17 protein-coding genes are annotated in these 19,909 nt (G+C 71.1%); 10 read left to right on the forward strand and 7 right to left on the reverse strand.

All coding sequences use genetic code 11. From position 1 onward, the window contains the following. Positions 1 to 6 precede the first annotated feature (6 nt). Complete coding sequence (locus tag ABH929_RS05620; protein WP_123937556.1) at positions 7 to 1,167, reverse strand: inorganic phosphate transporter; 1,161 nt, start codon at positions 1,165 to 1,167, stop codon at positions 7 to 9. 87 nt (positions 1,168 to 1,254) lie between these two features. Here ABH929_RS05620 and ABH929_RS05625 point away from each other — a divergent pair, with 87 nt between their 5' ends. From ABH929_RS05625 to ABH929_RS05640, 4 genes are all read left to right on the forward strand, one after another. Continuing rightward, a complete protein-coding gene (locus ABH929_RS05625; RefSeq protein ID WP_263091625.1) occupies positions 1,255 to 2,127 on the forward strand; it encodes an alpha/beta hydrolase in 873 nt (290 codons plus the stop codon). Positions 2,128 to 2,250: 123 nt separating this feature from the next. Next, the gene (locus ABH929_RS05630) at positions 2,251 to 2,718 is read left to right on the forward strand and encodes a GNAT family N-acetyltransferase (protein ID WP_404560432.1); all 468 of its coding nucleotides are present in this window, start codon (positions 2,251 to 2,253) and stop codon (positions 2,716 to 2,718) included. A 9-nt stretch (positions 2,719 to 2,727) separates the two neighbouring features. After that, entirely contained in the window at positions 2,728 to 3,777 is a 1,050-nt protein-coding gene (locus ABH929_RS05635; RefSeq protein WP_263091623.1) for a biotin/lipoate A/B protein ligase family protein, read from the forward strand. Between the two features lie 153 nt (positions 3,778 to 3,930). Beyond that, entirely contained in the window at positions 3,931 to 4,260 is a 330-nt protein-coding gene (locus tag ABH929_RS05640) for a hypothetical protein (RefSeq protein WP_404560433.1), read from the forward strand. Positions 4,261 to 4,294: 34 nt separating this feature from the next. On the opposite strand, the gene ABH929_RS05645 is transcribed toward ABH929_RS05640, so the two are convergent. Then, entirely contained in the window at positions 4,295 to 4,582 is a 288-nt protein-coding gene (locus ABH929_RS05645) for a GNAT family N-acetyltransferase (protein ID WP_404560434.1), read from the reverse strand. A gap of 147 nt (positions 4,583 to 4,729) precedes the next feature. On the opposite strand from ABH929_RS05645, the gene ABH929_RS05650 reads away from it, so the two are divergent. Next, positions 4,730 to 5,620, forward strand: a complete 891-nt coding sequence (locus ABH929_RS05650; RefSeq protein WP_404560435.1) for a DNA-methyltransferase — start codon at positions 4,730 to 4,732, stop codon at positions 5,618 to 5,620. A gap of 398 nt (positions 5,621 to 6,018) precedes the next feature. Here the strand turns inward: ABH929_RS05650 and ABH929_RS05655 are convergent, their stop codons facing one another. The 3 genes from ABH929_RS05655 to ABH929_RS05665 form a co-directional block, all read right to left on the reverse strand. Next, entirely contained in the window at positions 6,019 to 8,484 is a 2,466-nt protein-coding gene (locus ABH929_RS05655; RefSeq protein ID WP_374114443.1) for a DHA2 family efflux MFS transporter permease subunit, read from the reverse strand. 185 nt (positions 8,485 to 8,669) lie between these two features. Further along, positions 8,670 to 9,914: a glycosyl hydrolase gene (locus ABH929_RS05660; RefSeq protein WP_404560436.1), complete on the reverse strand. Its 1,245-nt coding sequence runs from the start codon at positions 9,912 to 9,914 to the stop codon at positions 8,670 to 8,672. Positions 9,915 to 9,927: 13 nt separating this feature from the next. Further along, positions 9,928 to 10,974: a LacI family DNA-binding transcriptional regulator gene (locus tag ABH929_RS05665; RefSeq protein ID WP_263091620.1), complete on the reverse strand. Its 1,047-nt coding sequence runs from the start codon at positions 10,972 to 10,974 to the stop codon at positions 9,928 to 9,930. A 121-nt stretch (positions 10,975 to 11,095) separates the two neighbouring features. Between ABH929_RS05665 and ABH929_RS05670 the strand changes: the two genes are divergently transcribed. Genes ABH929_RS05670 through ABH929_RS05690 form a run of 5 tightly spaced genes read left to right on the forward strand, consistent with a single transcriptional unit; the run spans position 11,096 to position 17,871 of the window. After that, positions 11,096 to 12,385 carry an ABC transporter substrate-binding protein gene (locus ABH929_RS05670; RefSeq protein ID WP_263091619.1) on the forward strand — a complete coding sequence of 430 codons (1,290 nt, stop codon included), beginning with the start codon at positions 11,096 to 11,098 and terminating at the stop codon, positions 12,383 to 12,385. A gap of 30 nt (positions 12,386 to 12,415) precedes the next feature. Then, positions 12,416 to 13,354: a carbohydrate ABC transporter permease gene (locus ABH929_RS05675; protein ID WP_263091618.1), complete on the forward strand. Its 939-nt coding sequence runs from the start codon at positions 12,416 to 12,418 to the stop codon at positions 13,352 to 13,354. A 37-nt stretch (positions 13,355 to 13,391) separates the two neighbouring features. After that, a complete protein-coding gene (locus ABH929_RS05680) occupies positions 13,392 to 14,246 on the forward strand; it encodes a carbohydrate ABC transporter permease (RefSeq protein ID WP_123293697.1) in 855 nt (284 codons plus the stop codon). Further along, the gene (locus ABH929_RS05685; protein ID WP_263091617.1) at positions 14,243 to 16,600 is read left to right on the forward strand and encodes a glycoside hydrolase family 3 protein; all 2,358 of its coding nucleotides are present in this window, start codon (positions 14,243 to 14,245) and stop codon (positions 16,598 to 16,600) included. The genes ABH929_RS05680 and ABH929_RS05685 overlap by 4 nt, the downstream gene beginning before the upstream one ends. Next, the gene (locus ABH929_RS05690; RefSeq protein ID WP_404560437.1) at positions 16,597 to 17,871 is read left to right on the forward strand and encodes a glycoside hydrolase family 125 protein; all 1,275 of its coding nucleotides are present in this window, start codon (positions 16,597 to 16,599) and stop codon (positions 17,869 to 17,871) included. The genes ABH929_RS05685 and ABH929_RS05690 overlap by 4 nt, the downstream gene beginning before the upstream one ends. A gap of 39 nt (positions 17,872 to 17,910) precedes the next feature. Here the strand turns inward: ABH929_RS05690 and pgm are convergent, their stop codons facing one another. Both pgm and ABH929_RS05700 read right to left on the reverse strand, forming a co-directional pair. Next, positions 17,911 to 19,530: a phosphoglucomutase (alpha-D-glucose-1,6-bisphosphate-dependent) gene (gene pgm, locus ABH929_RS05695; protein WP_248704703.1), complete on the reverse strand. Its 1,620-nt coding sequence runs from the start codon at positions 19,528 to 19,530 to the stop codon at positions 17,911 to 17,913. A 104-nt stretch (positions 19,531 to 19,634) separates the two neighbouring features. Continuing rightward, on the reverse strand, positions 19,635 to 19,880 hold the full coding sequence (locus tag ABH929_RS05700; protein WP_205463967.1) for a hypothetical protein: 246 nt from the start codon (positions 19,878 to 19,880) through the stop codon (positions 19,635 to 19,637). Between the last annotated feature and the right edge of the window lie 29 nt (positions 19,881 to 19,909).

Genomic DNA, 19,909 nt, shown 5'->3' on the forward strand with positions numbered 1-19,909 from the left:
TTCCCCTCAGTTCTGCGCGCCGGCCGGCTGCGGCTCGGCCTGGTCGGTGGGTTCGGTCGATCCGGCGGCGACGTCGTCGTGTGAGATCGGCTTGCGCTTGGCAAGGACGTAGAACGTGAGCCCGCCGGCCAGGGCGAGCACCGCCACCAGCACGAGGCCGACCGCCGAGGTCGAGGCGAGCCAGGTCGCCAACCCGCCGACCACCGCGGCCGCCGGCAACGTGATCACCCACGCGACGACGATGCGGCCGACGACCGACCAGTGCACGTCGGCGAGCTTCTTGCCGAGCCCGGACCCGATCACCGAACCGCTGGTGACGTGCGTCGTCGACAGGGCGAAGCCGAGGTGCGACGAGATGAGGATCGTCGCGGCGGAACTCGTCTCGGCCGCGAAGCCCTGCGGCGACTGCACGTCGGAGATCTTCTTGCCGACCGTCTGCATGATCCGCCAGCCGCCCGTGTAGGTACCGAGGCCGATCGCGAGTCCGCAGGCCAGGATCACCCAGAGCGCCGGGCCCGTGCCGCTGTCCTGGTAGTTCGCGGCGATGAGCGTCAGCGTTATGACACCCATCGTCTTCTGCGCGTCGTTGGTGCCGTGCGCGAGCGACACCAGCGATGCCGAGACGGTCTGCCCGTGCCGGAAGCCCGTCGCCGCACCGTGCGTCGTGGCGTTCTTCGTGAGCACGTACGCCAGGTAGGTCGCCACCAGGGCGATGACCCCGGCGATGACCGGGGAGAGCAGCGCCGGCAGCACGACCTTCGACACCACCGTCGCCCAGTCCACCGAGTTCAGCCCGGCGCCGATGATCGATGCGCCGATCAGGCCACCGAACAGCGCGTGCGTCGACGATGAGGGCAGCCCGAGGTACCACGTGGCGAGGTTCCAGAGGACCGCGCCGACGAGCCCGGCGAAGATCATCGTGGGGGAGATGTGGACGCCGTCCTGGCCCTCGCGGATGATGCCCTGCGAGACGGTCTTGGCGACCTCGGTGGAGAGGAACGCGCCGACCACGTTGAGGACGGCGGAGATGAGCACGGCGGTCCGGGGCTTGAGCGCCCCGGTGGCGACCGACGTGGCCATGGCGTTGGCGGTGTCGTGGAACCCGTTCGTGAAGTCGAACACGAGGGCCACCACGATCACGAGCACGACGATGACGAGGACGTCCATGCCGGGGACGGTAGGCCCGCCCCGAAGCCCCTGCGTGAACGCCGGATGAACAGGTCCGTGGGGGTGCCTGTCTGCGAGGATGTTCACGTGCCCACCTTCTCCGCAGCGCGAGGCGACGCCTCGTTCACCGACGCCCACGGCGTCGAGATCGTCTACTCGACCTGGCGAGCGGCGCGCCCCAAGGGCATCGTGCAGATCGCGCACGGCGTCGGCGAACACGGGCTGCGGTACGAGCCCCTGGCGCAGGACCTCGTCCGCGCCGGGTACACCGTGCACGCGAACGACCACCGCGGGCACGGGCGCACCGGCCTCGGCCAGTGGGACGGCGACCACGCCAAGCTCGGACGGCTCGGACCCGGCGGCCTGCGCGCCGCGATCGCCGCCGTCGAGCAGATGGGGGAGGTCGCCCGTGCGGACACCCCCGGCGTGCCGCTGGTGCTGCTCGGGCACTCGTGGGGCTCCCTCATGGCGCAGCGGATCGTGAACACCGCGTCGGAGTCGTACGACGGGGTCGTGCTCTCCGCCACCGCCTACCGGCTGCCCGGCTGGATGAACAGCGGCGACCTCAACGCGCGGCATGCAGGCTCCGGTCCGACCAAGTACGAGTGGCTCACCCGCGACCGGAAGATCATCGACGCGATGTCCGTCGACCCGCTCGCCGTCGAGGCCGACGTCATCGGCCTGTTCGGCCTGCCCGACACGCTCCGGCTGCTCGGGGTCCCGCGGCGAGGGATCCCGCACGACCTGCCGATGCTGCTGCAGGTCGGGTCCGACGACGCCCTCGGTGGGCCGCGGTCGGTCGAGCGGCTGGCACAGGCCTACCGGCGGCGCGGACGACTGTCCGACGTCACGGTGCAGGTCTACGAGGGGGCGCGGCACGAGGTCTACAACGAGACGAACCGCGACGAGGTCGTGGCCGACCTGGTCGCATGGCTGGACCGGGTGACGGCGCGTCGTTGAGGCGACGACGAGAGAACTGACGGGGCGCGGTGTGGGCGGGCGACGGTGCGGACGGGAGGCCCGTGGCGGGCCCGCCACGGGCCTCCCGTCCGGCACACGGATGCGGATGACGACCGGAGTGACGTGGACGAGGTGACCGTCGCGGTCCTCGACCTGGCATCGGTCGAGGCAGTCGAGCGGCGCGAGCCCGCGGCGAGGCAGTACGTGCGCCCTGCGTTCGCGGCCCAGACGCGCGGCGAGCAGACCGTCCTGGTCGCGTGGATCGACGGGGTGCCGGTCGGCTCGGGCGAGGTGACCGCTGATGCCCGGCCCGAGCTCCGGAACCTCCGCGTCGACGCGGACCGGAGAGGTCAGGGTGTCGGGACCCGCCTCATCGCGGCGGCCGAGGCGCTGGCCACAGACCGGGGCGTGCTGCGGATCGGAGTCGCGCTCGACAACCCCGACGCACGGCGGCTCTACCAACGGCAGGGGTACGCCCCCGCAGGCGAGATCGAGGAGTACGAGTACACGTACGTCGACGACGATGACCAGCGGGTGACGGTCCGTGAGGCGTCCGAGTACCTCGAGAAGGACCTGCCCGCGCGGGCGTAGGCTCGACGCGTGCACGGTGAGTACAAGGTCCCAGGCGGAAAACTGGTCGTCGTCGACCTCGACGTGGTCGACGGGGACATCCAGGAGTTCCGGCTCGCCGGCGACTTCTTCCTCGAACCCGACGACGCGCTGCCGCTCATCGATGCGGCCGTCAACGGGCTGCCTGCGACGACCGACGCCGCCGGCATCGCCGCGGCCGTCCGTGCCGCGCTCCCGGCCGACGCCGTGCTGCTCGGCTTCACTCCCGAGTCCGTCGGGGTCGCCGTCCGCCGCGCGTTGTCCCGTGCATCGTCGTGGCAGGACTACGACTGGCAGATCATCCACGAGGGCCCGATCAGCCCGAACGAGCACCTCGCACTCGACCAGGTGCTGACCGAAGAAGTCGGCGCCGGACGCCGCGGTCCGACCCTGCGCATCTGGGAGTGGGACCAGCCCGCGGTCGTCATCGGGTCGTTCCAGTCGCTGAAGAACGAGGTCGACCCGGCCGGCGCCGAGAAGTTCGGCGTGCAGGTGGTGCGGCGGATCTCCGGTGGCGGCGCGATGTTCATGGACGCCGGCGCGATCATCTCGTACTCGCTCTACGTCCCCGCCGACCTCGTGCAGGGCATGACGTTCGCGGACTCCTACGCCTACCTGGACGAGTGGGTGATCGAGGCGCTCAAGTCCCTCGGCATCGACGCGTACTACCAGCCGCTCAACGACATCACCTCGACCAAGGGCAAGATCGGCGGCGCCGCGCAGAAGCGCCTCGGCACCGGATCACTGCTCCACCACGCCACCATGAGCTACGACATGGACGGCGAGAAGATGGTCCAGGTGCTGCGGATCGGGCGCGAGAAGATGAGCGACAAGGGGACGACGTCGGCCGCGAAGCGCGTGGACCCGCTGCGCTCGCAGACCGGGCTGTCCCGCGCCGAGATCATCGACCGGCTCGTCGGCACGTTCACGAAGCTGTACGGGGCGACTCCCGGCGCGGTGACCGATGCCGAGCGCGAGAAGGCGCAGGAGCTGGTGCGGACGAAGTTCGCGACGAAGGAGTGGCTCGAGCGGGTGCCCTGAGCGGGCTCGTGGTGGGCGGCCGGAGCAGAGGGGGGACGCTCCGGCCGCCGCTCGACCAGTGTGACGACCGACTCCATGAACCACACGTGCGGATCATGAGAATCCCCCGCGCGGCTGATGTCGTGGCCGGATCGTCCACGTAGCGTCGCTCGCGTGAACTGGTTGATCTTCCTGGGGGCGGTGGCCGCCGTGGGCGTCGTGGTGTGGATCGCCGATCGCGTGGGGTGGATCGACCTGTCGAACAAGTCCACGCGCAGCGGCGGATCCGGAGGCATCGGCGGGATGCTGGACGAGGTGTTCGCGCCGACCCGCCACGAGACGGGGGCCGAGTACGAACGGCAGTCGCGCCTCCCGAAGGAGGCACCGTCACCGGCGGACGACGACCACGACCTGCTCAGCGGCAGCGTGCTCATCAAGGTGCCGACGGTGCGGAGCGCCGGTCGGCACGAAGCGCGACTCGGAACGCACGACCGGTCGTACTGACCGGACGGCGGTCACCGGCCGCTCGCCGTGCGCGTCAGCGCGTCGTGAGTTCCTGGTAGTCCGGGTGCCGCTCGATCCACGCGTGCACGTAGCTGCACTGCGCGACGACCCGTCGTGACGAGTTCGCGCGCACGTCGTCGAGCGCGTGCTGCACGAGGATCGACGCGTGCCCGCCGCCGCGGTGCGACGGGTCGACCTCGGTGTGGACGAAGCGGATCTCGTCGCCGTCGACCTCGTACGCAGCGAGGCCGATGACCTCGCCGTCCTCGACCAGGGAGTACTGCTGCTCGTCGGTGTCGTTGCGGACCTCGGGTGCTGCCATGCGCCGAGGCTACGCCGCGAGGCCGAGTCGCCGCTGGCTTCGCTGGCTGCGCTTGCTGCGCTGGCTGCGGTGGCTGCGGTGGCTGCGGTGGCTGCGCGGGGACCGGTGCGTCGCCGCCGGCTGCGGTCCGTGCGCCAGAATGGTCCCGTGCACACGGGAGACGACCGAGGCCCGGACCGAATCGTCCTCGGCGACGCCCTCGACGTGACCCCGGCGCTCGCCGACGGCATGTTCACCCTCGTGTACCTCGACCCGCCGTTCAACACGGGGCGGTACCAGCGGCGGCATGCTTCGTCTGCGGTGCCGAGCGCCGACGGGCCGGTTATGGGGTTCCACGGACGGACCTACGAGCGCGTCCGCGGTGACCTGATGCGGTTCGACGACCGGTTCGAGGACTACTGGACGTTCCTCGAGCCCCGGCTGATCGAGGCCTGGCGACTCCTCACCAGCGACGGCACCCTGTACCTGCACCTCGACTACCGCGAGTCGCACTACGCGAAGGTCCTGCTCGACGCGCTGTTCGGCCGCGAGTCGTTCCTGAACGAGATCGTCTGGGCCTACGACTACGGCGCCAAGTCCAAGTCGCGGTGGCCGACCAAGCACGACACGATCCTGGTCTACGTGAAGGACCCGTCGCAGTACTGGTTCGACTCGTCGGCGGTCGACCGCGAGCCCTACATGGCGCCGGGGCTCGTCACCGCGGAGAAGCGCGAGCGCGGCAAGCTGCCCACCGACGTCTGGTGGCACACGATCGTGTCGCCGACCGGCAAGGAGAAGACGGGCTACCCGACGCAGAAGCCCGAGGGCGTGCTGCGGCGGATCGTGCAGGCGTCGTCGCGCGAGGGCGACTGGGTGCTCGACTTCTTCGCCGGCAGCGGGACGACCGGCGCGGTGGCGTCGGCGCTCCGGCGGCGGTACGTGCTCGTCGACGACAACCCCGCCGCGGTCGAGGTCATGCGGAAGCGGTTGCCGGCGGCCTCGTTCGAGGTGGCGGATGCGGGGCCGGGTGGTCGTGCGGGCGAGGTGCCCGCGGGCTGACGGGCGCGGCGGCGGCGGTGGCGCGTAGGTGCATGCTCGGGTGCGCGCAAGTGGTGGCCGCGCGCGGGCGGCGGCGGCCTCGCGTGGGTGCATGCAGGTGCATCGTGCGACGTTCCACGAGGTGATCGACGCGTGTTCCGTCGGAACATGCACACGCACACGATGCGGGTGCATGCTGCGACGTTCCACGAGGTGATCGACGCGCGTTCTGTCGGAACATGCACACCTACCGAGGGCGCGCCGTGCAGTGCGACATCCTCGACGTCGTACGACATCGAGGACGACGCAACCGCGCGCCCGCAACAGTTGCACGCGCGCGGAAACGACAAGGTCGACGTCGTGCGACGTCGACCTTGTCGTTCCGAGTCGGCAGGGCCGACCTGCGCCCGCGCCTGCGTCTACTCGGCCGAGTGCCGCCCGTGCGGGTGCGCGTCGTCCGCGTCGTCCAGCCGGGAGGCGCGACTCGCCTCCGCAGCGTCGTCCCCGGTCGCAGGGGCGCCGGCGTCCACCACCGGGGCAGCGTGCGCAGCCCGGGTCCGGATGGCACCGGTCGTCGTCGGGGGCTCGTCGACCGGCGCAGCCGCCGAGTGGGCGCCGTGCGTCGTGGCGTCGGGCAGCGGCGCGCGGGTGCCGTCCGTGGCGACGTCGTTCGGCGGCACGTCGTTCGGCAGCACGTCGTTCGGCAGCACCGACACGTCTGACGATCCGGCCGCGCGTGCTGACCGGGGCTGGGCGGGCACGTCGGGCGAGGTCGGCACCGAGTCCGACGACGCGATCGCAGCCGAACCCGATCCGGCGCCGGCCGCACCGGCTGCCGCAGCGTCGGCGTCAGCGGTCCGTGCGGCGTCCGCCTGCTCCTGCAGCGCCGACGTCTTGCGCAGCGGCGGCACCCGGAAGAACCAGGTGAGCACGAATGCGAGCAGGATCACCGCGAGACCGACGTAGTACACGCGGACGGCCGAGTCGCTGAAGCCGACCAGGAACGGACGGGTGAGTCGCTTGTCCGCGCCGTTCAGGAACGAGGTGTCACTCGTCGCCGCGGAACCGGACGAACTCGCACTCGAGTCGCCGCTCTTCAGCTGCTTGATGAGCGTCGGGGCCACCTGGTCCACGACGTTCTCGCGTTGTGCCTTGTCCGAGTAGTCGACCTGCAGGGTGCCGTCGACGACGGTCGCGTTGGCCTTGGCCGCAGCCGTCTCGAGGGCCTGCTGCTCCGCGGCCGGCTTGGCGTCGTCGACCTGCTGGGCGATGACGGTGTCGGCTGCGGCAGCGGGGAGCTTGCCGGCCGCGACCTGCTGCTGCACGGCGGCCGTGACCTGCTTCGTGACGGCGGCGTCGGCGGCTTCCTTGGCCTGCACGGCGCCCTCGTTCAGGCCGTCCTGCACGTTCTTCTGCACGGGATCGACGATCTTCGTCCAGATCTGGTCCATCACGCCCTTGTTCTCGGAGGCGTTCGCGACCGAGGGGGTGAGTGCGGCGTTGAGGGCGCTCTTCAAGTCGGGCTCGTTCTGCATCGCCGCGGTGATGTTCGTCGGCATCAGGGTGAACAGGACGGACAGCAGCACGGCGGTGCCCATGGTTCCGCCGATCTGCCGGAAGAACGTCGCGGCGCTGGTGGCGACGCCGATGTCGCGAGGGGACACCGAGTTCTGCGCCGCGAGGGTCAGCGTCTGCATGAGCTGCCCGAGCCCGAGGCCGATGCCGAACATGCCGAGCATCAGGAACCAGAGGGGGCGGTCGGCGGTCAGGAAGGTCAGGACTGTGAAGCCGATGGCCGTGAACGCCGTGCCCGTGATCGGGAAGACCTGGTAGTTGCCGGTCCGCGAGATGATCTGGCCCGAGGCGATCGACGAGATCATCAGACCGAGCACCATCGGGAGCATCGCGAACCCGGACTCGGTCGGGGTGACGCCCTTCACGATCTGCAGGTACAGCGGGATGGTCAGCATCGCGCCGAACATGCCGAAGCCGACGAGCACGGACAGGATCGCGGACATCGAGAACACCCGCGAGCCGAACAGCTTCATCGGCAGGATCGCGTCGCTGCCCATCGCCCGTTCGACGATGATGAACGCGATCAGACCGGCTGCACCGATGCCGTAGCAGGCGAAGGCGCCGGGGGAGCTCCAGCCCCACTCGCGACCCTGTTCGGCGATGAGCAGCAACGGCACGAGGGTGACGATGACGAGCGTCGCACCCCACCAGTCGATCCGGGGCTTGCCACGGTCACCGAACTTCGGCAGGTGCAGGAACGTCAGCACCATGAACAGCGCGATGACGCCGATCGGCACGTTGATCAGGAACACCCAGCGCCAGCCGGAGATGAACAGCAGCTCGCTCGCACCGGCGAAGACGCCACCGACGAGCGGACCGATCACGGACGAGATGCCGAAGACGGCCAGGAAGTAGCCCTGGTACTTCGCCCGCTCGCGGGGCGCGAGCATGTCGCCCATGATCGCCAGCGGCAGGGACATCAGGCCACCGGCACCGAGACCCTGCAGCGCACGGAACCCGGCGAGCATGAGCATCGAGGTCGAGAACGACGCCGCGAACGAGCCGACGATGAAGATGCCGATCGCCGTGATGAACAGCGGCCGCCGACCGAAGATGTCGGAGAGCTTGCCGTAGATCGGCGTCGTCACGGTCGAGGCGATCAGGTACCCGGTGGTGACCCACGCCTGCTGGTCGAGGCCGTGCAGGTCGTCACCGATGGTGCGGATCGCGGTGCCGACGATCGTCTGGTCGAGGGCTCCGAGGAACATCCCGGCCATCAGGCCGTAGATCACCAACAGGATCTGTCGGTGGTTCATCACGACGTTGGACGCCGTGGTGGGGGCCGCGGGTGCGGTCGCCGTCTGGGTCATGAGCAGGGTCTCCCGGTACCGATGCGCTGGCGAAACGATTTTTGCGCTGCCTGCAAAGTTACATCTGCCGCAAGTGCTCGGTTGCTCAGGAGCGGCTTCCTGTGTGGATCGGCAGTCACGGTACGCCCGGATCGCGGGCTCGGTGACGGTCCCGGTCCACGGCCAGGAGGCCCGGCTCGGCCCCGTCAGACCGCTGCGGTCTCCACGATCCGGGTCACACCCCGTGCCGTCAGCGCCGCGGGGTCGGCTGCGGTCCGGCTCGTCACGACGGTCACGGCCTCGCCGGCGGCGCGCAGGCGGTGCCAGCGCTCGAAGACGGGGCCGCCCGGTGCCAGGTCCGCCCGACGGATCGGCAGGTCGGCCTCGTCGACGTCGACCACGACGGCACTCGTCCGCGGGGTCGGGATCGGGGCGGAGCGCCGTGCGTCGGCGACGACCTCGGCGTAGCGCCGGCCGAGTGGCTTCACGCGGTTGTCGACGTCGAGCAGGCCGAGCGAGTACTCCAGGTCCTTGAAGTCGCCCAGGTCGCGGGAGACGTCGTGGGAGCACCACCACGTGACCGCGTGCAGGCGTTCGGTGGTGAGGGCCGCGCCGACCGTGCGCTCGAGGAACTCGGGCATCTCGGACTCGGCGAGGTGCCGGTCGGGCGCCCCGACTTCCTGCAGCCAGACGGGTCGCTCGAGGTCGGTGGCGAAGGCGCGGGCGAGCTCGATCATCCACTCGGCGTGCCGGACGGATTCGTCGGAGAGTGCGCCGTACCGACCGGCCACCCCGTTGAAGATCCAGGAGTGCACGGTCGTGACGTCTCCGAGCCGGCTGGCGTGCGCCGGCACGAACGGGTGGCCGTCGCGGTACCAGAGGTGGTCGTTCTCGGAGTGCGTGACGACGTGCCGCGGGTCCTTGTCGCGGGGTGCGCCGAGCAGGGACTCGAGCCAGTGCGTCACCTGCGCGGTGTCGGCGGGCATCGCGGCGGGGTTCGGCGGCTGGAACTGGTTGAGCTCGTTGCCCAGGGTCAGCCCGGTGAAGTTCGGGCGGTCGCGCACCGCGTCGTACACGGCGGCGACCAGGGCGGCCTGCGCGTCGATCGCCGGCTGGTCGGTGAACATGTTGCCGTCGTGCCAGTTCACGAGCCACGCGGGAACGAAGTCGAAGCCGGACATGTGCCCCTGGACGACGTCGACACTGGCGTCCAGCCCGAACTCGGCGGCGATGTCGACCACCAGGGCCACGTCGTCGAGGGCCCGTCGGCGGATGAGCGTGCGGTTCGGCTGCAGGGTCGGCCACAGCGGGAACAGCCGGACGTGGTCGAGGCCGAGGGTGGCGATCGCCTCGAGGTCGCGGCGGATCGCTGATTCCTCCACCGACTGCCACTGGAACATCCAGTCGGTCGAGGGCACGTAGTTCACGCCGAAGCGCGTGGCGGTGGTCATCGGTCTCCTTCGGTCAGGGAACGGTGGCGGCGGCTGGGGCGGGGCCGGTCGAGCCGCGGACGTGCAGGGCGCGCCCACCGACCTCGGCATCGGTGACCTCGTCGCCGCGGACGAGTCGTTCGACCAGGGCGACGGCGGTGCGGGCGGACTCCTCGACGGGGGCGTCGAGGGCGGTCAGCGACGGGCGCACGATCGACGAGACCCACGAGTCCTCCCACGCGACGACGGACAGGTCCTCGGGCACGCGGACGCCGAGCTCGGGGGCGTGCGCGATCACCTCGGCCGCGATCGCCTCGCCGTCCAGGACGATCGCGGTGGCACGGTCGAGTCGGGCGAGCAGGTCGGCCACCGGGTCCTCGGCGTCGGCTCGCCACCCGAGCACGAGCGCGTCCACGCCCCGACGTGCTGCTGCGGCGGTGAAGCGGGTGTCGCGGGCGCCGGTGTGCGCGAGTGCCGGGCCGTCCCCGACGCGGGCGATCCGGCGGTGCCCGAGCGAACCGAGGTGGTCGAGCAAGGACTCGGTCGCGTCGGCGTCGCCCACCGTGACCGCCGGGACGGTGCTGCCGGGGATCGGTGCGCCGAGCATGACGGCCGGGGCCGCCAGGTGCTGCAGCATCGGGATGCGGGGGTCGTCGGTGCGGACGTCGACGAGCAGGAAGCCGTCGACCCGCTGCTCGGTCCACCACTGCCGGTAGACGGCGGCTTCGTCGTCGGCCTGCACGAGGGTGACGGACAGCGACCAGCCGATCGCGGCGAGGGGTTCGGTCAGCCCAGCGATCAGCCGCATGGTGAACGGGTCGCGCTGGAAGGTGTCGCGCGAGCGGGCGAGGACCAGCCCCAGACTGCGACCCGCGTTGCCGGAGAGCTTGCGGCTCGCCAGGTTCGGCCGCCAGTTCAGGTCGTCGGCGGCCTTGCGGATGCGGGTCGCGGTGGCGGCGGACACGTTCGGCCGCCCGTTGAAGACGTGCGAGACCGCCGAGGTCGAGACGCCGGCGCGCTTGGCGACCTGCGCGATGGTCACGCGGCGTCGGTCGACGGCTCCGGCGGTGGTGTCGCTCATGCCGTCGAGCGTAGAGGCTTGACCACCCCGTGTAAAGCGGTATACGTTGCTCGTCACCTGAAGTACACCGCTGTACCAAATGCATCGCGATCGCTCCACCATCCACTGCCAGGGAGGCACCGTGACGGACGGCATCAGTAGGCGCACCCTCATCGGAGCCGGGCTCGGCGCCGGCATCCTCGCGCCGATCCTGGCCGGGTGCAGCGCCCTCACCCCGGCCTCGAGCGGCCCCGGCACGCTGAGCGTGCACACCCAGCTCAGCGGCGCGGTCGCCGGCGCGCAGACGTTCACGGACGTCGTCGCCGCCTACCGTCGTCGCACGGACCGCAAGGTCGCCCTGCTCTCGAACGGGTCCGACCTGCCGATCGTCTTCGAGACGAGTTCCCTCGCCGGCAAGGAAGCCGACGTCGCGATCGTGAACATGGTCGGGCGGACGTTGTCCTGGACGGGTGAGGACGCCACGATCGACGTCTCCCGCTACCTCGACGAGTGGGGCCTGCGCGACAAGATCATCCCCGAGGCGCTCGAGGAGTGGACCGACGACCAGGGCCGGCTCCGGGCGTTCCCGTTCACCCGGACGAACTGGCCGGTGTCGTTCAACACGGCGCTGCTCGAACAGGCCGGTGTCAGCGAGATCCCGACGACCTCGGACGCGCTCATCGCCGCTGCCGACCGCCTGCGCTCCGCCGGCATCGGGCCGGTCACCGTCGGTGGGTCGGACTGGAGCGGGCAGAAGCTCCTCATGCAGGTGATCCAGGGGTTCGTGTCTCGGGACGAAGCGGCGAAGGTCTTCTCCACGGGCAGGATCTCGGAGAGCGCCGGTGCGGTCCGCGGCGTCGAGCACTTCGTCGAGCTCCGGGACGCCGGGGTCTTCGTGGACTCGGTGCAGGGCTTCACGTCGGACTCCGAACTGACGCAGTTCACCACCCGCAAGGCCGCGATCGTCCCCGCGATGTCCTCCGCCCTGGCACTGGTGTCGAAGGAACGCGCGAAGGAGGTGACGGTGGGTGGCTGGCCGGTCCCCTCGCAGCACGCCGCCATCGCGCACCCGAGCGTCATCAAGAGCTACAACGGGCACGGCATCTGGATCAGCGAGAACGGCCGGGCGAAGCTCGACCTCATCAAGCCGTTCGTGCAGTACCTGTACTCGTCGGCCGTGACGACCGAGTTCGTCCTCGACTCCGGCCGTGACATGAGCCGGATCACCGACACCGTCAGCCGCGACTTCCCGCTCGTCGCCCAGGCGTCGAAGCTCACCGACGACCAGGTCACCCCGGTGATGCTGCCCGACCTGCTCGTGCCCGACTCGGCGTACGAGCCGATGATCCGCGCGACCAGCCTGGCGTACGGCTCGGGAACCTCGGCCGACCGCATCATCGACCTCTTCGAGCGCGCCTACACGGCCGCCTGACCCACCCGACCCTGCGAGAAGGAGCTCCCCATGGCAGTGCTCGTCGAGGAACCACCCGTCCGGTCGGCGTCGACCCCGTCCGGGCCCGCCCGCCGCGGATCCCGCGCCGTCGGCAGCAGCCGCGGCAGCTTCCCGACCTTCGCGATCCCGGCGCTGGTCTGGTACGGCCTGTTCATGATCGGGCCGGTCGTCGCGATGATCGTGATCGCCTTCCTGAGTTGGCCCGGCATGCTCGTCTCGCCGACGTTCGCGGGGCTCGACAACTTCCGGGTGCTGTTCTCCGACGAGACGTTCTGGGCCGCGGTCCGGAACAGCACGGTGCAGATCGTGGTGGGGCTGCCGATCATGATCGTGCTGGCGTTCCTGCTCGCCTTCCACGTCGTGCAGAAGCCGCGCGGGCACAAGGTGCTCCGCTACCTGCTCTTCATCCCGGCGCTCATCTCGGCACCGGCCACGGCGATGATGTTCTACGCGATGCTCAACCCCGACGGTCTGGTCAACGGGGTGCTCGCGACGCTCGGCATCGGCGGCAAGGCCTGGCTGGCCGACCCCGCGACCGCCCTCGGCGCACTCATCGTCGTCGACCTGTGGGCCGGCATCGGGTACTCGGCGGTGCTCATCGCGAGCCGGCTCGACGGCGTCGACACCGAGGTCGTGCAGGCCGCGCGCATGGACGGCGCCGGATCGTGGCGGCTGGCATGGGGTGTGTACTGGCCGATCGCCCGCGACTTCATCGGGGTCGTGGCGATGCTGCAGTTCCTGTCGATGCTCTTCAGCTCGGCGCAGAACGTGCTCCTGCTGACCCAGGGCGGCCCGGGCACCGCGACCACGACGCTGTCGTACCTCGTGTACCAGAAGGCGTTCGTCGACACCGACCTCGGCTACAGCCAGGCCGTCGGCGTCGTCCTGTTCGTGCTCGGACTCGCCGGGATGTTCGTCATCCGCCGCGTCCTGCGCAAGACCCACTGACCGCCCGCCCCTGACCGACAGACCCCGGGAGACCACCATGGCGAAACCCACCGCCGGCATCCGGCTGCGTGACCGGATCGGCTCTATCACGAGCGGCACCGTGGCGTGGATCTACGCCGCCCTGCTGATCCTGCCCTTCTACTACTTCGTGGTGTCGTCGTTCAAGGACAACGACGGCATCTTCGAGTCCCCGTTGGCGCTGCCCGCGTCGTGGGACCTGTCGAACTTCACCGAGGCGATCCGCCAGGCTTCGCTCGGACCGGCCATCGCGAACTCGGCGATCACGACGGTGGCGGCCCTCGTGCTGACCCTCGTCCTCGCGCTGCCGGCGTCGTTCGCCCTCGCCCGGGCCACCGGCCGCGCCGGACGGATCGTCGAGGGACTGTTCTCGCTCGGGTTCCTCATCCCGTCGTTCGCGGCGCTGTTCCCGACGTTCCTGCTCGCCGCCGGGATGGGGCTGTTCCACACCCGGACGTTCCTCGTGCTCCTGCTGCCGGCGACCGCGATGCCCCTGGCCGTCGTGATCCTGACGCAGTTCATGCGGACGATCCCGCGCGAGCTGGAAGAGGCGGCGTCGATGGACGGCGCCTCGGCGTGGCAGGTGATGCGCCAGGTGTACCTGCCGATCTGCATCCCGGGCATCGCCACGGTGCTGCTGCTGAACTTCCTGTCGTTCTGGAACGAGTACCTGTACGCCCTGGTGCTCATCGGGCCGGACACTGCGCAGCGGACGATCCAGGTGGCGCTCCCGACGCTGAAGGTCGACGCCGGCACCGACTACGGGATGCTCATGGCCGGCACGCTGTTCACACTGTTGCCGGTGTACCTCGTGTACTCGATCCTGCAGCGCCAGATGCAGCGTGCCCTGGTCTCCGGAGCGATCAAGGGATGAGCGAGCACCCGACCGAGCACCCAACCGAGCACTCGACCGGGCGCCAGACCGCGACCAGCCTCGACGTCCGCGCCCGCATCGGCCAGCTCAACCAGCGCCTGAAGGGCTGGGAGGCCATCCGCTGGGTCGACGGTCGCCCGCGGATCACCGACGTCCTGCGCGCCGAGGTCGACCGGTGGGGCGGCATCGGCGCGGTCTACGGCGTGCTCCGCGCCGACCCCTGGTCCGGTGTGCACTGGGGCAACGGCATCCCACCCGAACGCTCCGCCGAGGCCTACGCCGCCGTGCAGGACCACGTCGTCGCACACAGTGACGGCGGCGTCCCCACGCTCTTCGTGGAAGAGGTCCCGCACGGGCTGCAGGCCCTCGGCGGCACGACGGTGCCGGTGAACCTCGCGCTCGGCACCGCGATGGACGAGCAGCTCGTCGAAGACCTCGCGGCCGCTGTCGCCGCCGAGGTCAGCGCCCGCGGCACCCACGTCGCCCTCGTCTCCGGGCTCGACGTCCTGCGCGACCCCCGGTGGGGCCGGAGCGAGGAGTGCTGGTCCGAGGACGCCGGGCTCGCCGCGATCATGGTCGCGGCCACCGTCCGGGGCATGCAGGGCGGCGGTCCGGGTCCGATCGACGACCGGCACGTCGCGGTCGTCGCGAAGCACCTGGCCGGGCAGGGTGCCGGCATCGGTGGGCGGAACGGTTCCGGTGCCCCGATCGGCCGCCGCGAGCTCGCCGAGGTGCACCTGCCGCCGGCCCTCGCCGCGGCACGCGAACACGTCGCCGGGTTCATGGCGGCGTACAACGACGTCGACGGGGTGCCGTGCTGCGGCAACCGCGACCTGCTCACCACCACGATCCGCGACGCCTGGGGCTGGGACGGGCTCGTGATGGCCGACGGCACCGCCGTCGACCGGCTGCGCGACGTCACCCCGGACCCGGCCTCGGCGGCGGCGCTCGCGCTCCGTGCCGGGGTCGACCTGAGCCTGTGGGACGAGGCCTACGCGCACCTCGACGAGGCGCTGGACCGGGGCCTGATCAGCACCGACGACCTCGACCAGGCGGTGGAGCGCGTGCTCGCCCTGAAGCGCCGCGTCGGCCTGCTCGCGACGCCGACACCGGCACCACCGACGACACCGGCACCACCGACGACACCAGCACCAGCACCAGCACCGACGCGCGCCGAGCCGCCGGAACGCGCGACCATCGCGCTCGCTGAACGCGCCGCTCACCGCGCCGTGGTCGCCCTGGGTGGTGCACTGCCCGCGATCGCACCCGACGCCGTCGTCGCCGTGGTCGGCCCGAACGCCGACGACGTCGACGCCCTGCTCGGCGACTACTCACCCCCGAGGCCGCCCGTCGACCCCGGAGCGTCCACCGTCCGCTCCGCCCTGGAGGCCCGGCTCGGCCCCGCCCGGATCCGCACCACCCGGGGCAGCGGGCTCCGACAGCCCCTGCCGGGCCCCGACGGGCTCCTCGCGGTCCGCACGGCGCTCCTCGGCGCCGACGTCGCGGTGGTGGTGCTCGGCGGCTCGAGTCGTCGCGCGTACGACGACGGCTTCGAGGACAACGGCGCCGTCAGTGGTCCGGCACCGGACACCACGAACGGCGAGGGGGTCGACCTGGCCTCGATCGCCGTGCCCGAGGCGCAGCTCGACGTGCTCCGCGCCGCCCGCGAGGGCGGTCTGCCGGTCGTCGCGGTCGTCGTCGACGGTCGACCACGGGTCCTGACCGAGGTGCTCGCCCTGGCCGACAGCGTGCTCGTCGTGCCGTTCCCGGGGCCCTCCGGCGGTCGAGCCGTCGCGGACGTGTTGTTCGGTGCCCCGGCCGAGGGGCGACTCCCCGCGACCTGGCCCGGCGCCGACGGCGTCCTGCCCGTGGCGCACGACGAGCGCCTCGAGACGGCACGGGGCTACGTCGACGTGACCAGCCGCTCGACCGTGACCGGTGCGCCCGGTCCGGGTGACGGGGTGGACGTCCGCCTGGCGGAGGGGAGCGACGCGGTGACTGCTGTGCGCCTCCTGGCCGGGGGGACGGTGACCGTGCCGGTGACGGTGCGCAACACGTCGGACGCACTCCGTCGGGTCTCGGTGCCCCTGTGGGGGCGGCGGCGTGAACCCGGTGTCCGTCCGCGGCGACGACGACTACTCGCCCTGGTGACGGTCGACGTGCCCGCCGGTGGGACCGTCGACACCGCGTACGCGCTCGGACTCGATGCGCTCGGCACGTGGGACGCTGGTCTCCGGCTCGGTGCACGGCCGCTCGAACTCGACTGCTGGACGGACGACGTGCTCGATCCACCCGGGTCGACGCGGACCGTCCGCGTCACCGACGGACAGGAGTCAGTGCGATGGGTGTCGTGACGCAGACGCAGCTCGAGGAGATCACGCCGACGCTGGTGGCGGCCGCCGACCGGGTCCGGGCCGCGGTCGGCACCGAGGTCGGCGACCGCGTGGAGCGCGCGCTGGTCCGCACGCTGCGGGACACGATCTCGATCGACGACGACGGCGCCTTCGTGATCACGGGGGACATCCCGGCGATGTGGCTCCGCGACTCGACGACGCAGATGACGCCGTACCTGCGGTTCGTGGCGGACGACCCGGCGCTCGCGGAGCTGCTCTGGGCGGTGGTGCGGCGGCAGTTCCGGCTGATCGAGCACGACCCGTACGCGAACTCGTTCAACCGCGAACCGAACGGCGCGCACTACGACCCCGACGACCTGAACGCCGACCCGCTGGTGTGGGAGCAGAAGTACGAGGTCGACAGCCTGGCCTACCCGGTGACCTTCGCGCACGCGCTGTGGCGGGCGACCGGGTCGACCGCGGTGCTCGACGAGCGGGCCCACCGGGTGTTCCGCACGATCGTCACGCAGTGGCGGGCCGAACAGGACCACGAGGCCTCGGCCTACCGGTTCGTCCGCGACGGGGCGATCCCGACCGAGACCCTCGCGCGCGACGGCCGCGGCACCCCGATCGCGGTGACGGGCATGACGTGGTGCGGGTTCCGCCCGTCGGACGACGCCTGCACGTACGGCTACAACGTGCCGGCGAACCTGTTCGCCGCCGAGGCGCTGCTCGCCGTCGCCGCCATCGCCAGGGACGTCTGGTCCGACACCGGCCTGGCGGACGACGCCGACGTGCTGCGCGCGAGCATCCAGGACGGCGTCCGGCAGCACGGCGTCGTGCCCGGGCCGGCGGGCGAGGACGTCTACGCCTACGAGGTCGACGGGCTGGGCGGCGTGCTGCTCATGGACGACGCGAACACCCCGTCGCTGCTGTCCCTGCCGTTGTCGGCGCCGTCGGTGCTCGACGACTCGGTGTGGGCGGCGACGCGGGACTTCGTGCTGTCACCGGCCAACCCGTACTGGTTCAGCGGCACCGCGGCGGCCGGCGTCGGCAGCCCGCACACGGTGCCGCAGCGGGTGTGGCCGATCGCCCTGGCGGTCGAGGGGCTCGTGTCCGGGTCGCCGGCGCGTCGCCGGGAACTGCTCGACGTGCTCGTGGCGACCGACGGCGGGACCGGCGACATGCACGAGTCGTTCGACGTCGAGGACCCGGCGCAGTTCTCGCGCCCGTGGTTCTCGTGGGCCGACGCGATGTTCTGCGAACTGGCACTGGCGGCGGCCGAGGACTGAACCTCGACCGCCGCCAGTGCGGGACCTGCGGGTGATCGACTAGGCGCCGAGTGCGGCGTCCACGATCTCCTTGGCCTCGCGCTGCACCTGCTCCAGGTGCTCCTGCCCGACGAAGCTCTCGGCGTAGATCTTGTAGACGTCCTCGGTGCCGGACGGCCGTGCGGCGAACCAGGCGTTGTCGGTGACGACCTTGACGCCGCCGACGGCCGCGTCGTTGCCGGGAGCCTTCGACAGCTTCGCGGTGATCGGGTCGCCCGCCAGGGTCTCGGCGGTGATGGCGTCGCCGTCGAGCTTCGACAGGCGGGCCTTCTGCTCCTTCGAGGCAGCGGCGTCGACGCGCTGGTAGACCGGGTCGCCGAAGCGCTCGGTCAGCTCGACGTACAGCTGCGAGGGGGTCTTGCCGGTGACGGCGACGATCTCGGACGCCAGGAGCGCCAGGATGATGCCGTCCTTGTCGGTCGTCCACGCCGTGCCGTCGGTGCGCAGGAACGACGCGCCGGCCGACTCCTCGCCACCGAACGCGACGGAACCGTCGATCAGGCCGGGCACGAACCACTTGAAGCCGACCGGGACCTCCCACAGACGGCGTCCGAGCGACTCTGCGACGCGGTCGATGATGCTCGACGACACCAGGGTCTTGCCGATGGCGGCGTCGTCGCGCCAGGCCGGACGGTGTGCGTAGAGGTACTCGATCGCGACGGCGAGGTAGTGGTTCGGGTTCATCAGGCCGCCGTCGGGCGTGACGATGCCGTGCCGGTCGGAGTCGGCGTCGTTGCCCGTCAGGACGTCGAACTCGTCCTTGTGCGCCAGGACCGAGGCCATCGCCGAGGGGCTCGACGGGTCCATCCGGATCTTGCCGTCCCAGTCGAGCGTCATGAACGACCAGGTCGGGTCGACGTCCGGGTTCACGACGGTCAGGTCGAGGCCGTAGTGGTCGCGGATGAGGTTCCAGTACGGCAGCGATGCACCACCGAGCGGGTCGGCGCCGATCTTCACCCCGGCACGCTTGATCGCGGCGATGTCGATGATGTTCTCGAGGTCGGCGACGTAGGTGTGCAGGAAGTCGTAGCGGTCGGGGGTGGCGTGCTCGGTGCGCTGCACCTCGGTGTTGCCGCCCTCGATGATCGCGTTCGCTCGGTTGGCGATCCAGCTCGTGGCGTCGCTGTCGGCGGGGCCGCCGTGCGGCGGGTTGTACTTGAAGCCGCCGTCGCGGGGCGGGTTGTGGCTCGGCGTGATGACGATGCCGTCCGCCGTGTCGGGGTTGCCGGCGCGGTTGTAGCGGATGATCGCGTGGCTGAGCGCGGGGGTCGGCACGTAGCCGTTGTCGCTGTCGGCCAGGACGTGCACGCCGTTGGCGGCCAGGACCTCGAGCGCGGTGCGCTCGGCGGGGCCGGACAGGGCGTGGGTGTCGCGCCCGATGAAGAGCGGGCCGTCGGTGCCCTGCGACTGCCGGTACTCGACGATCGCCTGCGTGATCGCGGCGATGTGGGTGTCGTTGAAGGCGGAGTCGAGCGAGGAGCCGCGGTGGCCGGAGGTGCCGAACACGACCTGCTGCTCGGCGACGGAGACATCGGGCACACGGTCGTAGTAGGCGGCGACGAGCGCGTCGATGTCGACGAGGTCGTCTGCGGTCGCGGGGGTGCCGGCGCGGTCGTTCATGGGTCCATCCTGGCATCGCGCACCCGGAGGCGTCCGGCCGGCGCACAGCCGGGGCCGCAGAGCGCGGCCGGAGCCGTGTCCGCCGACCGGGGCGACGGCACGGCTCAGGCGGTGCGGAAAGAGCCGGTCGCCGTGCGGAACGAGCCGGTGGCCGTGCGGGTGGAGGCGGTCCAGGTGGCGGGACGCGAACGCTGCGCGTCGGTGAAGCGCCCGAGGCGCCCGGTGATCGGTGCGCCCGTGTACGTGCCGACCGAGTCCGTGGTGCGGGTACCGGTGAAGGACCCGCGCTCGTCACGGTCGCGGAGTCCGGACACGAAGGTGCCGCCGAGCGGGAAGGTGCTGTTCGTCATGGGCCCGACCGTACGTGACTGTCTTGCAT

This window comes from Curtobacterium sp. AB7 (genome assembly GCF_044909335.1).
Classification (GTDB): Bacteria; Actinomycetota; Actinomycetes; order Actinomycetales; family Microbacteriaceae; genus Curtobacterium.